Genomic DNA, 16,977 nt, shown 5'->3' on the forward strand with positions numbered 1-16,977 from the left:
TGCTTGTGAATAATGCTTATTTTATCTGAGTTCCAGGCTTAACTGAACCGTATTGGCTTATACGGGCTTTGTTTTGTAAGGAGAACAATATCTTTAAATAACTATTTAACGATTGGAAGATATTACAAAAAATTTACAAAAAAGTGAGCCAATACTTTTATACAAAGTCAACAATTACAAAGAAATATTTCGTTTTTTATATCGATTTGTGTCAGATACAGGATAAAATGCCCAGTGGGCAAGCGTTTTCTGATAAAAAACACATATTGCCAAAAAAGTAAGAAGTTAATTGTGGCGGCTGATGCCGCTAAGAACTTCCAGAGAGAACACGCATCAAAGGAGCCGAGGAAGCATGTTCACACACGTCAAGTCCACCATTAGACACATTGCGCCTGATAACTTACGCGGACGTAATTTAATCAAGGTGGTCTATGTCGTGCTTGAGTCCCAGTACCAGAGTGCATTGTCGCAAGCGGTTCGCACGATTAACGCGAACAATCCAAACTTGGCGATTGAAATCAGCGGGTACTTGATTGAGGAACTCCGCGACCCAGAGAACTACAAAGAGTTCAAACGAGAAATTGAGAGTGCGAATATCTTCATCGCTTCCCTCATTTTCATTGAAGACTTAGCACAGAAAGTAGTAGCAGCAGTAGAACCACACCGCGATCACCTGGACGTTTCCGTTGTCTTTCCCTCCATGCCAGAAGTAATGCGCCTGAGTAAAATGGGCAGCTTTTCCTTGGCACAGTTGGGTCAGTCAAAAAGTGCGATCGCGCAATTCATGCGGAAACGCAAAGAAAAATCCGGTGCGGGATTCCAAGATGGGATGCTGAAGCTTTTGCGAACGCTGCCGCAAGTGCTGAAGTTCCTACCAATGGATAAGGCACAGGACGCCCGAAATTTCATGCTCAGTTTTCAGTATTGGCTAGGTGGTTCTCCAGAAAACCTGGAAAACTTCTTGTTGATGCTGGCTGATAAATACGTATTAAAAGGTTTAGAGAAACAAAATTTTGCACCTTCTACATATCAACAGCCGGTGGTTTATCCCGATTTAGGGATTTGGCATCCTTTGGCTCCTAGTATGTTTGAGGATGTCAGAGAGTACCTCAATTGGTATACAGCTCGTAAGGATATTTCTAGTGATCTCAAAGATCCCCTAGCTCCTTGTGTCGGGTTAGTATTGCAACGCACTCACCTAGTTACAGGGGATGATGCCCATTATGTAGCGATGGTGCAGGAGTTGGAAGCACTAGGCGCACGGGTACTGCCTGTTTTTGCTGGTGGTTTGGATTTCTCCAAGCCTGTGGATGCATACTTTTATGAACCAAATACCAACATACAGTTAGTAGATGCAGTCATATCGCTGACTGGTTTTGCTTTAGTTGGAGGCCCAGCCAGACAAGACCATCCCAAGGCAATTGAGTCACTCAAACGCTTAAACCGTCCTTATATGGTGGCCTTACCCTTAGTATTCCAAACCACAGAAGAGTGGATGGATAGCGATTTAGGTTTGCATCCGATTCAAGTAGCTTTGCAAATTGCGATTCCGGAATTGGATGGAGCAATTGAGCCGATAATTTTATCAGGTAGAGATGGAACTACAGGGAAAGCGATCGCACTGCGCGATCGGGTTGAAGCTGTAGCCGAACGCGCCTTAAAATGGGCTAACCTCCGCCGCAAGCCGAAGCTAGATAAAAAAGTCGCTATCACTGTTTTCAGCTTCCCGCCAGATAAAGGCAACGTGGGAACCGCCGCTTACTTGGACGTATTCGGCTCAATCTACGAGGTGATGAAAGCCCTGAAAAATAATGGCTACGACTTGCCAGAATTACCAGAATCAGCCGAAGTGTTGATGCAAGAAGTCATCCATGATGCCCAAGCGCAGTACAACAGCCCAGAACTCAACATTGCTTACAAAATGTCGGTTCCTGAGTATGAGGCGCTGACCCCTTACTCTCAACGCCTAGAGGAAAACTGGGGCCCACCTCCCGGACATCTCAACAGCGATGGGCAAAATCTGCTGATATATGGGAAGCAATTCGGTAACGTCTTCATTGGTGTCCAACCCACATTTGGTTACGAAGGCGACCCGATGCGGCTGTTGTTCTCCCGTTCCGCTAGTCCTCACCACGGTTTTGCTGCCTACTACACTTACCTAGAGCAAGTTTGGAAAGCTGATGCTGTACTGCACTTTGGTACACACGGTTCTTTGGAATTCATGCCAGGTAAACAGATGGGGATGTCTGGTGATTGTTATCCAGATAACTTGATTGGCTCAATTCCCAACTTGTATTACTACGCAGCCAATAATCCGAGTGAGGCGACAATTGCTAAACGTCGGAGTTATGCCGAAACGATTTCCTACTTGACACCTGCGGCAGAAAATGCTGGTTTGTATAAAGGTTTGAAGGAACTCAGCGAGTTAATTGCTTCCTACCAAACCTTGAAAGATAGTGGACGCGGCATTCCCATTGTCAACAGCATCATGGATAAATGCCGGATCGTGAATCTGGATAAGGACATTAACCTCCCAGAAACCGATGCCAGAGACATGAGTGCCGATGAGCAGGATAATATTGTTGGCAACGTCTACCGCAAGTTGATGGAAATTGAGTCGCGGTTGTTGCCTTGTGGTTTGCACGTCATTGGTAAACCTCCAAGTGCAGAAGAAGCGATCGCAACTCTGGTCAACATTGCTAGTCTAGATCGTCAGGAAGAAGGACTTCAAGGCTTACCGGGAATTATCGCTAACAGCATTGGGCGTAACATTGACGATATCTACCAAAGTAACGACAGAGGCATTTTAGAAGATGTCCAGTTATTGCAAGATATTACCTTGGCAACCCGTGCAGCAGTTAGCGCTCTTGTCCAAGAGCAAATCGACGCGGAAGGACGAGTTTCCCTGGTTTCCCGGTTGAATTTCTTCAACATGGGCAAAAAAGAACCTTGGGTAGAAGCATTGCATAAAGCAGGTTATCCTAAAGTGGATAGCGCAGCCCTAAAACCCCTATTTGAGTATTTGGAATTCTGCCTGCAACAAGTTTGTGCCGACAACGAACTAGGAGCATTACTCAGAGGCTTGGAAGGTGAGTACATCCTACCTGGCCCTGGTGGCGATCCGATCCGCAACCCGGATGTGTTGCCTACGGGTAAGAATATTCATGCACTCGATCCCCAATCCATCCCAACAACAGCAGCAGTTCAATCAGCCAAAATCGTTGTAGACAGGCTTTTGGTACGTAATAAGGCGGAAAATGAAGGAAAATGGCCAGAAACCATTGCCTGCGTCCTCTGGGGAACCGATAACATCAAAACTTACGGCGAATCCCTAGCGCAAATTATGTGGATGGTGGGCGTGCGTCCAGTTCCCGATGCCTTGGGACGGGTGAACAAGTTGGAATTGATATCTCTAGAAGAGTTGGGACGCCCCAGAATTGATGTGGTAATTAACTGTTCTGGTGTATTCCGCGATTTGTTCATCAACCAAATGAACCTGCTAGACCAAGGGGTGAAAATGGCGGCGGAGGCAGATGAACCCTTAGAAATGAACTTTGTTCGCAAACACGCTTTGCTGCAAGCTGAGGAAATGGGGATTAATCTGCGTCAAGCAGCGACGCGCGTTTTCTCCAACGCTTCTGGTTCCTACTCGTCAAATATCAACTTGGCGGTAGAAAACAGCACTTGGGATAGCGAAGCCGAGTTGCAGGAAATGTATCTCAACCGGAAATCTTTCTCCTTCAATTCCGATAACCCCGGAATCATGGACGAATCCCGGCAGATTTTTGAAAGTACATTGAAAACTGCTGATGCAACTTTCCAAAATCTTGATTCTTCCGAGATTAGTTTGACGGACGTTTCCCACTACTTTGATTCTGATCCCACTAAGCTTGTGGCAAGTCTGCGGGGTGATGGTAAAAAACCAGCATCTTATATTGCAGATACAACCACAGCTAACGCCCAAGTGCGGACATTATCAGAAACCGTGCGTTTGGATGCGCGTACCAAATTATTAAATCCCAAGTGGTACGAGGGGATGCTGAATCACGGTTATGAAGGTGTGCGCGAACTCTCCAAGCGGTTAGTGAATACAACAGGTTGGAGTGCGACAGCAGGCGCTGTGGATAACTGGATTTATGAGGATACTAACGAAACCTTCATCAAAGATGAAGAAATGCAGAAGCGGTTGCTGAACCTTAATCCCCATTCTTTCCGTAAGATTGTATCAACTTTATTGGAAGTGAATGGACGCGGTTATTGGGAGACTAGCGAGGATAATTTAGATCGTCTGCGCGAGTTGTACCAAGAGGTTGAAGACAGAATTGAAGGGATAGAATAGTACTAGTTAGGCAGGCAAGATGCCTGCCCAACTTTGCTATTTTATTTATGAATCCGGCATGATCAAAAAGAAACACATGGAAACAGGTGTTTATGCTCAACAACTAGAATTATTTCAGTTATTTGAACCTGTAAATGTTATAAATTCTCAATCAAAATTTACATTTATAGATTTATTCGCTGGCATAGGTGGATTTAGAATTCCTCTGCAAGAGTTAGGAGGAATATGTCTAGGCTATTCGGAAATTGATAAAGAAGCTATTAAAGTTTACCAAAATAATTTTATTCGTGATGCCAATGCTAATGAAGCATATTTAGGAGATATTACTAATTTAAATAAGCTCCCATTTGACATAGATTTACTAGTCGGTGGTGTTCCTTGTCAACCTTGGTCAATCGCTGGGAAATTACAAGGCTTAGACGACCCCAGAGGTAAGCTATGGATTGATGTTTTTAGAGTAGTAAAAGCTAACCAACCAAAGGCATTTATATTTGAAAATGTTAAAGGTTTAACAGAGCCAAGAAATAGAAAAAGCCTGGAATATATACTTAATAATCTCACAGCATATGGTTATGTAGTAAAATACCAGGTGCTTAATTCCTACGATTTTGGTTTACCTCAAGATAGAGACAGGATATTTATTGTTGGAATTAGAAATGATATTGAAAAATGCTGGGCTTTTACGTTTCCTAACTCTTTAAATAAACAGCTAAAGCTTTATAACGTAATTGCTGGTATTCAACATAGTAATTTTACCAAAAAAAGATTTTCACCAGAAATTTTATTTCCTGATGGTAAAATTCCAGCTTCTAGAGGCAGATTTCAAAAAATAGATGAATTAAATGATTTTTTCACTTTTGCTGATATCAGAGATGGACATACTACTATTCATTCTTGGGACTTAATAGAAACGACTTTAAGAGAAAAGCTCATTTGTAAAACTATATTGAGAAATAGAAGAAAGAAAATTTATGGACTCAAAGATGGTAATCCTTTAGAATTTGCAATATTACAAACTCTCATTCCTAGTTTACAGATTGAAGAAATAAATACTTTAGTAGCCAAAGAAATTTTACATCTTGTCGAGGGTAAAGGCTATGAATTTGTTAATTCTAAAATTTCTTCAGGAATTAATGGCATTTCTAAAATATTCTTGCCTCATGCTGAGGCTATCGCAACTTTAACAGCAACTGGAACTAGAGACTTTATTGCAACTATATCTATAGAATGTCAGGAGCCAGAAGCATATAAGCAAACTTTTATTCAAGAAATTTATGTCAAAAAGAACTATAAACATTTAATAGCTACAGATTACGCTAGATTACAAGGATTTCCAGAAACTTTTAAAATCGCTGAGAGTGAGAGTACAGCCAAGCATCAATTTGGTAATGCGGTTTCTGTTCCTGTCGTTTACCATTTAGCAAAAGCTTTGTTAAAAATAATCCCCATAGATTAAATAAATTTAAATATGGCAGCTATTAGTTCAAAAACTCGTGCAGTAATTAAAGGTTATCTAGAAGGATTTATTAAGGCTCTTGTAGATGAGTATAAAGGGCGTAAAATTTTAAAGCCAGATAATGCAGCAGAGTATTTATTAAGATTTTCATCTAATGGAGAATTGAAACCATTTCAAGCAGCACTGATTCCACCAGAATTAATACGTATCAACCAATTTGAAAGAGGTTTGAGTACAAAGCTAGGTAATTGTTTTGAAGAATGCGCTCGCTTAATTGCTCTAGAACATCATCAAGATGTGCGTCGGAGTTATGATATTAAATCGAAAGTAAGTATTGCTGCTTTTGCACAAGCTGAACTTCAAAAACAAAATTACGAATTTGCTGCTAAAAAAGAACAAGCAAAGCCATCTTTTGAACAGATGATAACAGCAGTTATTAATGCTTGTCGTAGTGATGATTTAGAAATAAAGGTCGTTCGCGCTGATCTTTATATTCTAGCGAAAGACGGCACAGAATTCTTATTTGAAATCAAAGCTCCTAAACCAAACAAAGGACAATGTTTAGAAGTCTTGCAACGTCTGCTTAGATTTCATTTACTGCGCGGTGTAAATCGTCCTCAATTACAAGCTTACTATGCTATGCCTTATAATCCATATGGTATCACCAAAGCGGATTATAAATGGACACAGGCAAAAAGCTATTTACCTTTTGAAGAGGCTGTAATTATTGGAAATGAATTTTGGAATATTGTAGGGGGAGCAACTGCTTATGAAGAATTATTAGAAATATATCTGGAAGTGGGACGGGATAAAAGCAAATATATGTTGGATGCTTTAGCTTTTGGGTTTTAAGAGTTGTTTAACAAATACAACCAACAGTAAAAAGCTCGGCAATCCGCTACGCGTCTACGCCTTGTTTTTGAGGTTTTCTGTAAGGCGATGTCTACGACGGGCTACGCCTACGCACCATTCTTCCATAACAGGCGATTGCTTTGTTTTTAAGGAATACCGTTCAGCGTTACGCATGGTCTTGAGTTTTAGAAGCTTGTAGCACTTTTAACATAGTATCTGCGGCTTCAACTGCATCATAAGGCGACCACACAGGATAGGACTGATCAGGCTTAATCAGATCAGTTTCCTGTTGGGCTAACTCTGAGATTAAAACCTGCATAATGTAAAACTTATCTGCTCGACTAAGTTCTCGCAAAGTGGAGATTAATTCTGCTGAAACCATGCAAAGCACTCTAGTAAATCAAGTCTGCTTCTTGATCATAGTTTATTCGTTGGGTTTCACTGCGTTTACCCCAAGCTACAACTAGAATAATCACGTCTGCGACTTACTGGTGAGACAATTCAAGCAGCTAATAATGCGCTCGCTTTTTTGAGGGTTTCTGCAAGGCGATGTCTACGACGGGCTATTCGGCGTCGCACTCACTCTTTCATAACAGGCTATCGCTTTGTTTTTGAGGTTTTCTGCAAGGCGATCGCTCACTCTTTTATAACAGGCGATCGCCACATTAGTTACAACACAAAGACAATCTGTAGGCAAGCTATAATTTATTCAAAGTGAAACTGATATCCCTTTATGTTAACGCTTGAGCAAATTGAGTCCGCCATTCTTCAACTGTCACCTGATGAGTATAAAAAACTCATAGAGTGGTTTGCTGATTTGGACTATCAACGCTGGGATAAGCAATTAGAGAAAGACGTTGCTGATGGAAAATTGGAAGCTTTAGCACAGGAAGCGTAGGCGTAGCCCGTCGTAGACATCGCTGAATTCAAGGCGGGTCACTGTCGGGAAATCTATACACTATACAACGCGACGTTTCTGGCAATGTTACAATACTCTGCCTGAAAATGTGCAACAGACTGTCGATCAATGCTATCACTTACTAAAAACAGATCCGTCCCATTTATCACTCCATTTCAAAAAGATTGGCAACAAGTATTGGCCAGTTCGAGCAGGACTAAATTACCGAGCTTTAGGTGTCGAGGTAGAAGGTGGAATTTCGTGGTTTTGGATCGGTACACATGCAGAATATGACAAGTTGATCGATAAGTTGTAACTCTGCATAACAAACCCTTTTATTGCCAAATTTTTGGCTGACATTTTGTTTTTGAGGTTTTCTGCAAAGCGATCGCTGGATACAGTTTGGGATAATGCTGAGGATGATGTCTATGGCGATCTACTCTAAATGAATATTCAAGTTTAAATTTTTCTATGGATGCCTTAATTATCAACTTTGCTCCTGTTCTTCAAATAACAGATGAGCAATTCTTCCAGTTATGTCAGATAAATGAATTAATCAGATTTGAAGGTAATGCTGATGGCAGATTGCTACTAATGCCTCTAGTCAGAGGTTTAACTAGCAACCGCAATGCTAATTTAACTGCTCAACTTGGAGTGTGGAATCGTGATGAATCACTAGGTATAGCTTTTGGTTCTTCGGTTGGGTTTATTTTACCAAATGGGGCAGTGCGTAGGCGTAGCCCGTCGTAGACATCGCCTGACGCATCTTGGTTAAAACGTGACAAATGGGATTCTCTCACAAGTGAGCAAAAAGAGAGATTTCCGCCTGTATGTCCTGATTTTGTCGTGGAATTGCGTTCTGATACTGATTATTTAATAAGGCTACAAAATAAAATGCAAGAGTACCGAGACAACGGTACTAGATTAGGTTGGTTAATTGATTTAGAGATTCGGCAAGTAGAAATTTATCGTTTTGGTAGAGATGTTGAAGTGCTGCAATCTCCTGCTAGTTTATCAGGAGAAGATGTGCTACCAGAATTTGTGCTTAATCTTAAAGATATCTGGTGAATTGATTAAAATACAAAGTGCGATGTCTACGACGGGCTACGCCTAAGCAACATATACAACAGGCGATCGCAGTATTATTTGAGGTTTTCTGCAAGGCGATACCGACGGTGAGCTTTACTAACGCTGACTCTTCCACAACAAGCGATGTCTAGCGACAAGCCGAAGAAGCGTCTACGCTTTATTTTTGAGGTTTCTGCAAGGCGTAGGCGTAGTCCGTCGTTGACATCCCTCACTCTTTCGCAATAGGCGATCGCTCTGTTGGGCATCAAAGCAGATGCAGCGTTTGATTTGATGGACAAAATCTTGTCCGCTATATTTTAGGTGTACCAGTTGCTTCCTCACTCCAAGTTAATCAGCATGGATATCACAGCTATTTTGAACGAAATCGCAACTCTTAGTGTTGAAGATAGAATCCGTATTGTACAGGCAATTTGGGATACCATCGCTCAGTCGAACACTGCCCGCATTACTCCATGTTTGAAAATGGACGAGGTTTAGTTGATGTTTGAATATATTTGACTATGCCAAAGGTAATTATTATTCAATAATTCCAATTAATATCTGCATTAAAACATCTAAATCATCAGGCACACGATACAAAGTAATATCTTGAGTAATATGAAGAGGCTGTTGTTCTAATAAACCAAAACGCCAAGTATCACCTACTGTGACTGCACCATAAAGAATATCTTGTTCTTCTGCTATTGCTAAAGCGATTAACTCCGCTGATAGTTGAGTAAAACCTCTTGACAAATCGTCGTTTTTAGCCTCTACTACCAGAAAATTTTTACCTCTTTCATCTGTGTTTGTACTTCGCAGTAAGTAATCTAGATTACCTTTGAGTTGGTAACTTACCTGGAGAGGATATTCTAAACGCATTTGACACTTACAAAAACGCGCTAGTTCCGAAAGTACTGGTGCCACCATAATTTCTCGACGTGCAGTTTCGCTCGATAAAGTTACTAGTGGTAACAACTCCTCGATTTGCTGACGTAATTCAGGTAAACGTTGTGGTATACGTTGAGAAGAGGGTAAGGTCATACGCGAACGTGAAAAGCTATAACCCAATTCAGCTAAAATATCTTCTGTTTCATAAGGTAACTCGAAGTAAGAACGAAAAGTGTAACTCTGTCCTTCTTGCAAAATTTTTGGTTTAGACATAATAAATCCGACATATAGCTAATAAGAAAGCGTCCTAACTGTTCCACACCGTGAAGCCAACTTAGCTTAATTATAGGTATGTTGATTTGTTTTAAAGGCGCTCTTTTATGCATATGTTGTTTCTAACAAATAAACCATCCGTTACTCGAATATCCACGCGAACCACCTGCACGGGAATATCCACTGATAGGTTTGCGATCGCGTGGTTTAAACTCAGCATATGCGGGGACTGCGCTAATTAAAAAACTACTCCCACAACCAAACTTGTAAGTCTGGAGCATCACATACCCGTAGCTAAATAGACAAACTCCCGCTAGAGCAACACTAAATAGATTTTTCCAGACAGATTGCGTCAGCCGTCCAATAATGATCGGCAGAAAACCCTAAACAACTATCCATGTGTATTCTCCCATATCTCCCCAACTGTGCAACATTGGGCGACCATTGATTACAGTACTCAGAATTTGACTGATGACGTGAGCATGATATGGAAGCATTTGTGAGTCAAGGAAATGCTGGTGAAAGAGTTCTCACAGCATATGCTTTGATGGAACTGGTGGAAGAACGTCCTGAGCTATAGGACTCCTATTTGATTTTTGAAAAAACTCCGTACAACTCGAAAGGGCTGATTCCCCATTCCCTACTCCCTACTCCCTGCCTACGCAAATAAGTTCAAGAATCAAATCGGATTGCTATAATTAGTTCAATGACAGTTGGTGAAAATACTTATTTTGTGTTTAGTTACTTTAATATTCCTTTTACTTTCTATTCATAATTACTGCCTTCAAAGTAGCTAAACTTCATACTTGAGAATTTACCCTACCTTTTGACTATTGCTTAGAAAAAAATAATATCCGGCTTCATCATTACTTAAATTAGATGTCATTAGTTATACCATTGTTTTAGCAGCTTAAATGATTGATATTAGAGAAGTAGTTTAAAAATATCGCTTGTCTCTCTAATACATGAATAAAAAATGGGCTGCTAAACGACTTACAATCAATCTCACATCAACCGAGGCACAGAAGCTTGAACAATACTGTTCAATTACGGGGAGACCAGCAACCGATGTGATTCGCGAGTTAATTCGCTCTCTTTCTCCTCAAAATGAAAAAGTCTCTGAAACCTTGTAAATCAGAGTCAGCACATCTGAATTTATGAGTGAAATATAGTGTTTTACAGTGATCAATTTTCCTGCAAACACGCGACATAGGTAGCAACTGAACACAATCTAGATGTGATTCTGCTCGATTTAGCCATGCTCAATATAGATGGTTTAAAAATTAAATATGCGTTATCAAGAACCCTTGTAGAGACGTAGCACTGTTACGTCTCTACATTCTTTTTCGCGCCTATATCTGACTTTTCCCGTTAAGTGTTTCTAGCAAGCTGCCAACTCTTTCTACGAACGCGAATAGCGTGTCGCAGACAGACGAACTCTCTGAAAGCTTATTCCTTTGTGTCCTTTGCGACGGCAGTCGCTCATGGGGAAGACCACGCCAGATGCTTCTCCCAAGGGGAGACGCTACGCGAACAAGTCGGCGAAGCCGCCCAACGCACTGGCTCCCCAAGACCGCGCTGCCTCTCCTTTGCGGTTCGTTTTTTCACAATTTTGCGTAAGTCCTGATTCAAACGAATATCGCCCAATTCACAGGTCGCAAAATTTTTCTCCCACCAGTCCAATAAACAGCTTGTTACCTTTAGCACTGAATTTTAATTACTGTACTGTGTTTTATCCACAATCCTTTATGAGCAAGCTTTTTGAGACTTAACGGGAGAAGTCAGAATGATTGCAGCGTCCTGCACGTTTTTCAATCACTTCCCCTCACAACGATGGCAACTTGACTATGATGTGGTTGAATAGATAAATCAAGTCAACTCTAAAAAATCAATATTTTAATTAACTTTGACCACAGAACTAAAACATCTTACAACCACAAAATACGCTTTATCACTACACACCACCACTCCCGAATTGGGTTTGGGAATTAGTAATTTGTCCGGCGAGACTCGCTCTCAAGTTTGGAATTTGGGACGTGATTTATCTAGCTTAATACATCAATATTTAATTGAGTTTATCAAACCGCAAAGTTGGGCAGATTTGTCCTTTATCGCAGTTGCAAAAGGCCCTGGCGGCTTTACGGGAACTCGGATTGGCGTTGTCACTGCCCGTACTTTAGGGCAACAGTTAGATATTCCTGTATTTGCGATTTCAACTTTGGCTGGGGTAGCTTGGTCAGAAGTAGGCAAAAGTCAAAATCTAAAAACTCTTGCTGTGGAAATGCCAGCACAACGAGGTCAAATTTTTGCTGCTATTTATCAGTTTGAGCCAGATGCTTCTAAACTAAGAGTGTGTTTGTCAGATAGAGTGTTGACACCTGAAGCATGGCAGGAAACTTTAGCGAATTGGAAGACTGATTATCAGCTAATTCACGCCCAATCTGGGTTAGCAGCGACAGTAACCAGTATTTTGGAACTAGCTAATCTCGATTGGGAAGAGGGCAAATGTTCTAATTGGTCAGAGGCTTTGCCATATTATGGGCAGCATCCAGTAGATGGTGTATAACAGGCAAATCGGCAGGCGATGGTTCTACCGTGCGTATGGTGAGATTCAGAAATTGAGCCACTAATAAAGCGTGGAAAAATTTGGTTGTTTAGGTATCAAGTAAGAATTTAGAAGTTATAAATATTGATAGCAGAGGGAGAGTGGTAAAGGTGAAACGTGAGTGTTAAATAGCACATGGTACAAATAGCGATCGCAAAACAGCCACAGCCAAAGTGGGAGAGTAACCAGCAATACTATAGCCCCAGCAGCTAAAGCAGTTACCGCCAGATCGCGATCAAGATTGAATGTCTCAGCAATTACCAGTGTGGCGAAAGCTGGAGGCATGGCCATTTGTAGCACGATGACTTTTGCGATCGGCCCAGTTAATCCAAACAGTGGTAATATACTGCCCAATATCAAAGGAACTAGCAACATTTTGATTCCCAAACTCATCCCTGCTTGTGGTAGGCTACCCCAAGATTTGAGCAGCGCCAGTCGCATCCCAATTAACATCAAAGATAAAGTTACGACACTCCAAGCAAATTTCTCTAACCAGAATTCCGCGACTGTGGGAATTGTCACCTCCCGAAACAGCAAGCCAAATCCGAAACCCCATAGTGCAGGATTAATTAAGATAGCCCTAGCAGTCTGCCAATAATTATGCATACCGCCGCCAAAACGTGCTGCTAGTAACACACCCAAGCCATAAGTTCCTGGGAATGAACCTAACAAATCGTAAAATAGCGCCCAAGCAAAGTATTCCTTACCTACCATTGCTAAGGTAATGGGAAAGCCAAGATAACCTGTATTACCTAACATTGCTGCTAATATCAAGCTAGCCTGAGTCGATTTTTGGGGGACAGGATTTTTAAAATAGGCTTGTGCTTTAATTCCTAACCAAGCTAAAAATCCTCCTAGTAAAATAGCTAGGTAAGCGATCGCAGGTGCAATCCAAATTTGCCCCGACAAGCTAGATTGACGCAAAAACGATACTATGCTGATGGGTACTCCCACCCAAAAGAGAAACTGTCCCAAACGTGTAGGAACTGTCACAGGTAGTTTGCGTCCCACAATAAAACCTACCAGGACTAATCCTCCCAGCTTGACGTATAGTTCTAAAAGGTTTATCAAAATTGCGCCTAAAAACCACAGATGTAAAATGCTAGCTGTTACGTCTACTTTTGTCCAGTACAAAATCTGTTATGGCTATCCCACAGAAACAGGAGTTTACCCTTGAATAAGGCTGGGTTTTCTGGAAAACCGCAAAACTCATCGAATGACCTTGGTGATGATATTCCAGTGGCTGTACGCGATACCCCTGATGCAACACCTAAAATTTGGTTGCAACGCCGAATTGTGCTGATTGGGGGAGTAACGGGATTTGTCCTGCTGGCTTTAATTAGCGGTTTTTTGTTTTTCGTCACGGCACCCAAAAAAACCGCCGATTCTCAACCTTTGCCAGCTAATTCTGCTCCTACAACTCCAGCAGCATCAAATAATTCTAGCGATACTGTGTTAGGGCATTTTCCATACCCAGAAGCTCCTGAATCAGAACTAGTAACTATCTCCGCAAAGAGGAGCATTAGAATGCGAAAAGCTGCTGCCCAAAAGTTTGAGCAGATGGTAGCAGCAGCGCGAAGTGCACGTGTAATTTTAGTACCAATTTCTGGCTTTCGCTCAGTCAAAGACCAAGATCCGTTGTTTTTTGATGTCGGTGCCCAACGAAATCAAACGCCAGCAGAACGAGCCGCCCTCAGCGCTCCTCCTGGTCATAGCGAACATCACACAGGTTATGCTGTGGATATTGGAGACGGAGCAGTACCAGCAACTGATGTCCAACCTAATTTTGACCATACCAAGGCTTATCAATGGCTGCAAGCAAATGCAGCGCGTTTCAGCTTTGAAATGTCATTTCCTAAAGATAATGTTCAAGGTGTGAGTTATGAGCCTTGGCACTGGCGTTTTGTAGGCGATCGCGATAGTTTGGAAATGTTCTACAAAGCCAGAAACTTGAAACCCGCTAAGATATCGCCATAAAAGACAGGAGTCAAAATAATTCGTAATTGTTAATTCGTAATTCGTAATTATTACCCCACGCATAAATGTGTTTGCTCTGAATAAGTAATCAAATTTATTTTTTTCATCAATAAATTGATTTGCTCTGTACCCTCAATGAATTAATTAAGAATTCATAATTAATTCTTAATTACGAATTACGAATTAGGAATTATTCCGTCAGGAGTCATTGGTTTTACCTCCCCTCTCCTAGTGGAGGCTGAAGCGCCACTTCCTTAAGAACTGGACAGTAGTATTCAGCAATTTTTTTAGTGATCGCATCTGGTCGGGAAATTTTATCTAGATTGCAAAGTAAAATCACGGTAATTTTGTCATCAATAAAGCGGGTAATGTTACTTGCGAATCCTAATATCGAACCATTATGACTAACTACTCGGCGATCGCCATAATTTAATACCCACCAACCTAAACCTGCAACATATCTCAACTTTTCCCAATCATCCCCCTGATTTGAAAAATGAGGAGTCCATATTTTATCAAGGGTTGATTGCTTTAACAAAGTTGCACTACAAAGCGCCTGTTCCCACTTCACCATATCTTCTACACTGGAGAGTTGACCTCCAGCAGAATAGGTGACTGAAGGACTGTAATAAGGTTTATTAACGAGTTTGCTGTTTAGCAACCGATAGCCAGCAGCCCGGTGTAGCACAATGTCTTTGGGATCATTCATCACGGTTGCATTCATTCCCAAAGGAGCAAAAATACGATCTTGCAACAAATCTTCATAAGATTGTCCAGTTAACTTTTCTAGCATCAAACCCAGTAGATAGTAGCCTGTGTTGTCATAGGCGCTAAACTCACCCGGTTGGAACTTGAGGGGTAGTTGAGTAACTAGAGCCAAAATTTCAGATTTAGATAAATCAAGATGGGTAATTTCCCAGTAGTTTGGGGCATCGGTATAGCTAGGAATTCCAGACTGATGAGACAGAATATGCCCGATTGTGACATTTTGCCACGTTATGGGTAGATGATCGAGATAATCTGCGATCGCATTTTCTAGCGAAATTATCCCTTGCTCTACCATCATCATTGTGACTGTAGCGGTGAAAGTTTTACCGACAGACGCAATTTCATAAACTGTATGTTCAGTAGCTGGAACAGAGTGTTCAACATTCGCCAATCCATAGCCCTTAACTAAAACAGGTTCACCTTCCTGCACCACTGCAACAGAAAGTCCAGGAATCTGGTTTTTAGTCATTGCGGCTCGAATGTAGTCGTCAATCACGATTCACCTCATTTTTGTTTGGCGATAGCGAGACAAAATAATTCCAAATTACAAAATAGACATCTCCGGAAAAGAATGTAGAGACGCGAAATTTCGCGTCTCTACAAGGGTTCTAGATAACGCATATTTAATTTCTGGAGATGTCTAATGTATTTTTAACCAATTCTATGGATTTAAGTTGCTTCAGCTTATAACAAGCAGCAAGTTTTGTGGCTCTTATCTTTCTCCCTGCTGCAAAATCCCCATTTTGTCACATCCAGACTACGAACCATATAGCTGCGTGGTTGCCGGCTATTAGACATTGGCTGATAGACATTGGTTATCAATGGAAAACCCGCACTCTCTCGTAGGAGTGCGGGTTTTGGCTATTGGTCATTAGTTTTGATTATCTTCCAGCCCAGTTGGGTTGTCAGCTTCCCCGGCGTTCCCATGTGTTCTAGCTACGACTCTGGTATTGTAGCTATAACACATGGGTATGTCCAACAAAAAACCCGCACTCTCTCCTAAGAAGCAAGTTTAGACGCTTACGCATAAGCCTAGATTATGTGGTTCTTTATAAAGCTGTCGCAAATACCGCCTGAAAAGATATCAAATGGGTTTTATATACACGATAACTTAAAATACAACCATCGTGTATATACACGATGGCTAATTTCCTTTTATTTGAGCAATTTTTTCCAGCAATGCTCTAATTTTTTCAAGCTTATATTTTTTTGTACTAACTCACTGCCAAATACTCTTTCCATTTCTTTTGATATGTAAGTGTACTCGTTTTCAGATTCTAATTTCTCTTTAGACTCTAGAGCCTTCTGAAGGTACGTCAAATGTTCAGGTAGTTCTTTTACTACTTTGTCTGAAATTTTGTCAGCTTTTTCATTAACCAGTTTTTTTAGCTTTGTTATTTCGGTATCTATTTCAAACAGCTTTAGATATTCTGCTTCTAAATCCCTCTCTAGAATCTCTTCCTTAGTGACTTGTTCATCTAACTTGACAATGTATGCCCACTGGGAACCAATAACTTCAGAACAAATCACCTCACCACCTTTATCTTTAAATTTTCCCGTAGACGCAATTACACGATCGCCTGGCTTATAATTCTTACTCATGATTTTGGTAAAACGCTTAAGTTTAATTACTAAAGAAACTACATCGTCATCTTGGGTTATTCCGAAAGCATAGTTGAAATAATCTGTAAGGCACATTCAAATTCAAGAAATCAATCGTCCGTTTCTTAGCTACTTCCCCTCTTTGGTCATACCTGCTTCATAAAAAGTTACAAAAGTCAGTTTCTGTCTTTTGAGCTTTATTTTCTAACATTATGGCTAAAATCATCTCTTTGAAATGAAAGTCTTGTTTA

15 protein-coding genes and 1 pseudogene are annotated in these 16,977 nt (G+C 41.0%); 9 read left to right on the forward strand and 7 right to left on the reverse strand.

Annotation, left to right across the window (positions count from 1 at the left end; all coding sequences use genetic code 11):
- Positions 1 to 352: 352 nt before the first annotated feature.
- Genes PUQ00_RS06695 through PUQ00_RS06705 form a run of 3 tightly spaced genes read left to right on the forward strand, consistent with a single transcriptional unit; the run spans position 353 to position 6,647 of the window.
- Entirely contained in the window at positions 353 to 4,339 is a 3,987-nt protein-coding gene (locus PUQ00_RS06695; RefSeq protein WP_300414415.1) for a magnesium chelatase subunit H, read from the forward strand.
- 19 nt (positions 4,340 to 4,358) lie between these two features.
- Positions 4,359 to 5,795: a DNA cytosine methyltransferase gene (locus PUQ00_RS06700; protein ID WP_300414417.1), complete on the forward strand. Its 1,437-nt coding sequence runs from the start codon at positions 4,359 to 4,361 to the stop codon at positions 5,793 to 5,795.
- Between the two features lie 12 nt (positions 5,796 to 5,807).
- A complete protein-coding gene (locus PUQ00_RS06705) occupies positions 5,808 to 6,647 on the forward strand; it encodes a TdeIII family type II restriction endonuclease (protein WP_300414419.1) in 840 nt (279 codons plus the stop codon).
- Between the two features lie 166 nt (positions 6,648 to 6,813).
- On the opposite strand, the gene PUQ00_RS06710 is transcribed toward PUQ00_RS06705, so the two are convergent.
- Entirely contained in the window at positions 6,814 to 7,029 is a 216-nt protein-coding gene (locus PUQ00_RS06710) for a hypothetical protein (RefSeq protein ID WP_300414421.1), read from the reverse strand.
- A gap of 171 nt (positions 7,030 to 7,200) precedes the next feature.
- Positions 7,201 to 7,344, reverse strand: a complete 144-nt coding sequence (locus tag PUQ00_RS06715; protein WP_300414423.1) for a hypothetical protein — start codon at positions 7,342 to 7,344, stop codon at positions 7,201 to 7,203.
- 36 nt (positions 7,345 to 7,380) lie between these two features.
- On the opposite strand from PUQ00_RS06715, the gene PUQ00_RS06720 reads away from it, so the two are divergent.
- The 3 genes and pseudogenes from PUQ00_RS06720 to PUQ00_RS06730 all read left to right on the forward strand — a co-directional run bounded on the left by PUQ00_RS06720 (position 7,381) and on the right by PUQ00_RS06730 (position 8,613).
- Positions 7,381 to 7,545: a hypothetical protein gene (locus tag PUQ00_RS06720; RefSeq protein ID WP_300414427.1), complete on the forward strand. Its 165-nt coding sequence runs from the start codon at positions 7,381 to 7,383 to the stop codon at positions 7,543 to 7,545.
- 55 nt (positions 7,546 to 7,600) lie between these two features.
- Positions 7,601 to 7,861, forward strand: coding sequence for a hypothetical protein (locus tag PUQ00_RS06725; RefSeq protein ID WP_300414554.1), 261 nt, complete (start codon positions 7,601 to 7,603; stop codon positions 7,859 to 7,861).
- A gap of 155 nt (positions 7,862 to 8,016) precedes the next feature.
- Positions 8,017 to 8,613, forward strand: a pseudogene (locus PUQ00_RS06730) (Uma2 family endonuclease).
- Between the two features lie 74 nt (positions 8,614 to 8,687).
- Here PUQ00_RS06730 and PUQ00_RS06735 read toward each other — a convergent pair.
- Entirely contained in the window at positions 8,688 to 8,912 is a 225-nt protein-coding gene (locus PUQ00_RS06735) for a hypothetical protein (RefSeq protein WP_300414430.1), read from the reverse strand.
- A gap of 238 nt (positions 8,913 to 9,150) precedes the next feature.
- Entirely contained in the window at positions 9,151 to 9,774 is a 624-nt protein-coding gene (locus tag PUQ00_RS06740; RefSeq protein ID WP_300414433.1) for a hypothetical protein, read from the reverse strand.
- A 1,484-nt stretch (positions 9,775 to 11,258) separates the two neighbouring features.
- On the opposite strand from PUQ00_RS06740, the gene PUQ00_RS06750 reads away from it, so the two are divergent.
- The gene (locus tag PUQ00_RS06750) at positions 11,259 to 11,546 is read left to right on the forward strand and encodes a hypothetical protein (RefSeq protein WP_300414439.1); all 288 of its coding nucleotides are present in this window, start codon (positions 11,259 to 11,261) and stop codon (positions 11,544 to 11,546) included.
- Between the two features lie 134 nt (positions 11,547 to 11,680).
- Positions 11,681 to 12,340, forward strand: a complete 660-nt coding sequence (gene tsaB, locus PUQ00_RS06755; RefSeq protein ID WP_300414441.1) for a tRNA (adenosine(37)-N6)-threonylcarbamoyltransferase complex dimerization subunit type 1 TsaB — start codon at positions 11,681 to 11,683, stop codon at positions 12,338 to 12,340.
- Between the two features lie 114 nt (positions 12,341 to 12,454).
- Here the strand turns inward: tsaB and PUQ00_RS06760 are convergent, their stop codons facing one another.
- A complete protein-coding gene (locus tag PUQ00_RS06760; RefSeq protein ID WP_300414556.1) occupies positions 12,455 to 13,450 on the reverse strand; it encodes an AEC family transporter in 996 nt (331 codons plus the stop codon).
- A gap of 102 nt (positions 13,451 to 13,552) precedes the next feature.
- Between PUQ00_RS06760 and PUQ00_RS06765 the strand changes: the two genes are divergently transcribed.
- Positions 13,553 to 14,356, forward strand: a complete 804-nt coding sequence (locus PUQ00_RS06765; protein ID WP_300414444.1) for a D-alanyl-D-alanine carboxypeptidase family protein — start codon at positions 13,553 to 13,555, stop codon at positions 14,354 to 14,356.
- A gap of 214 nt (positions 14,357 to 14,570) precedes the next feature.
- Here the strand turns inward: PUQ00_RS06765 and PUQ00_RS06770 are convergent, their stop codons facing one another.
- Positions 14,571 to 15,620 (reverse strand): serine hydrolase domain-containing protein, encoded by a 1,050-nt coding sequence (locus PUQ00_RS06770; RefSeq protein ID WP_300414446.1) that lies wholly within the window; start codon positions 15,618 to 15,620, stop codon positions 14,571 to 14,573.
- Between the two features lie 659 nt (positions 15,621 to 16,279).
- A complete protein-coding gene (locus PUQ00_RS06775; RefSeq protein WP_300414449.1) occupies positions 16,280 to 16,822 on the reverse strand; it encodes a hypothetical protein in 543 nt (180 codons plus the stop codon).
- Positions 16,823 to 16,977 lie beyond the last annotated feature (155 nt).

The sequence above is a fragment of the Nostoc sp. S13 genome, assembly GCF_029379315.1.
Lineage (GTDB): Bacteria > Cyanobacteriota > Cyanobacteriia > Cyanobacteriales > Nostocaceae > Nostoc.

Excerpts from the sequence above, each read along its gene's own strand:
- PUQ00_RS06695 (WP_300414415.1), top strand. The coding sequence starts at position 353 with ATGTTCACACACGTCAAGTCCACCATTAGACACATTGCGCCTGATAAC.
- PUQ00_RS06700 (WP_300414417.1), top strand. The coding sequence starts at position 4,359 with ATGCCTGCCCAACTTTGCTATTTTATTTATGAATCCGGCATGATCAAA.
- PUQ00_RS06705 (WP_300414419.1), top strand. The coding sequence starts at position 5,808 with ATGGCAGCTATTAGTTCAAAAACTCGTGCAGTAATTAAAGGTTATCTA.
- PUQ00_RS06710 (WP_300414421.1), bottom strand. The coding sequence starts at position 7,029 with ATGGTTTCAGCAGAATTAATCTCCACTTTGCGAGAACTTAGTCGAGCA.
- PUQ00_RS06720 (WP_300414427.1), top strand. The coding sequence starts at position 7,381 with ATGTTAACGCTTGAGCAAATTGAGTCCGCCATTCTTCAACTGTCACCT.
- PUQ00_RS06740 (WP_300414433.1), bottom strand. The coding sequence starts at position 9,774 with ATGTCTAAACCAAAAATTTTGCAAGAAGGACAGAGTTACACTTTTCGT.
- PUQ00_RS06750 (WP_300414439.1), top strand. The coding sequence starts at position 11,259 with ATGGGGAAGACCACGCCAGATGCTTCTCCCAAGGGGAGACGCTACGCG.
- PUQ00_RS06775 (WP_300414449.1), bottom strand. The coding sequence starts at position 16,822 with ATGTGCCTTACAGATTATTTCAACTATGCTTTCGGAATAACCCAAGAT.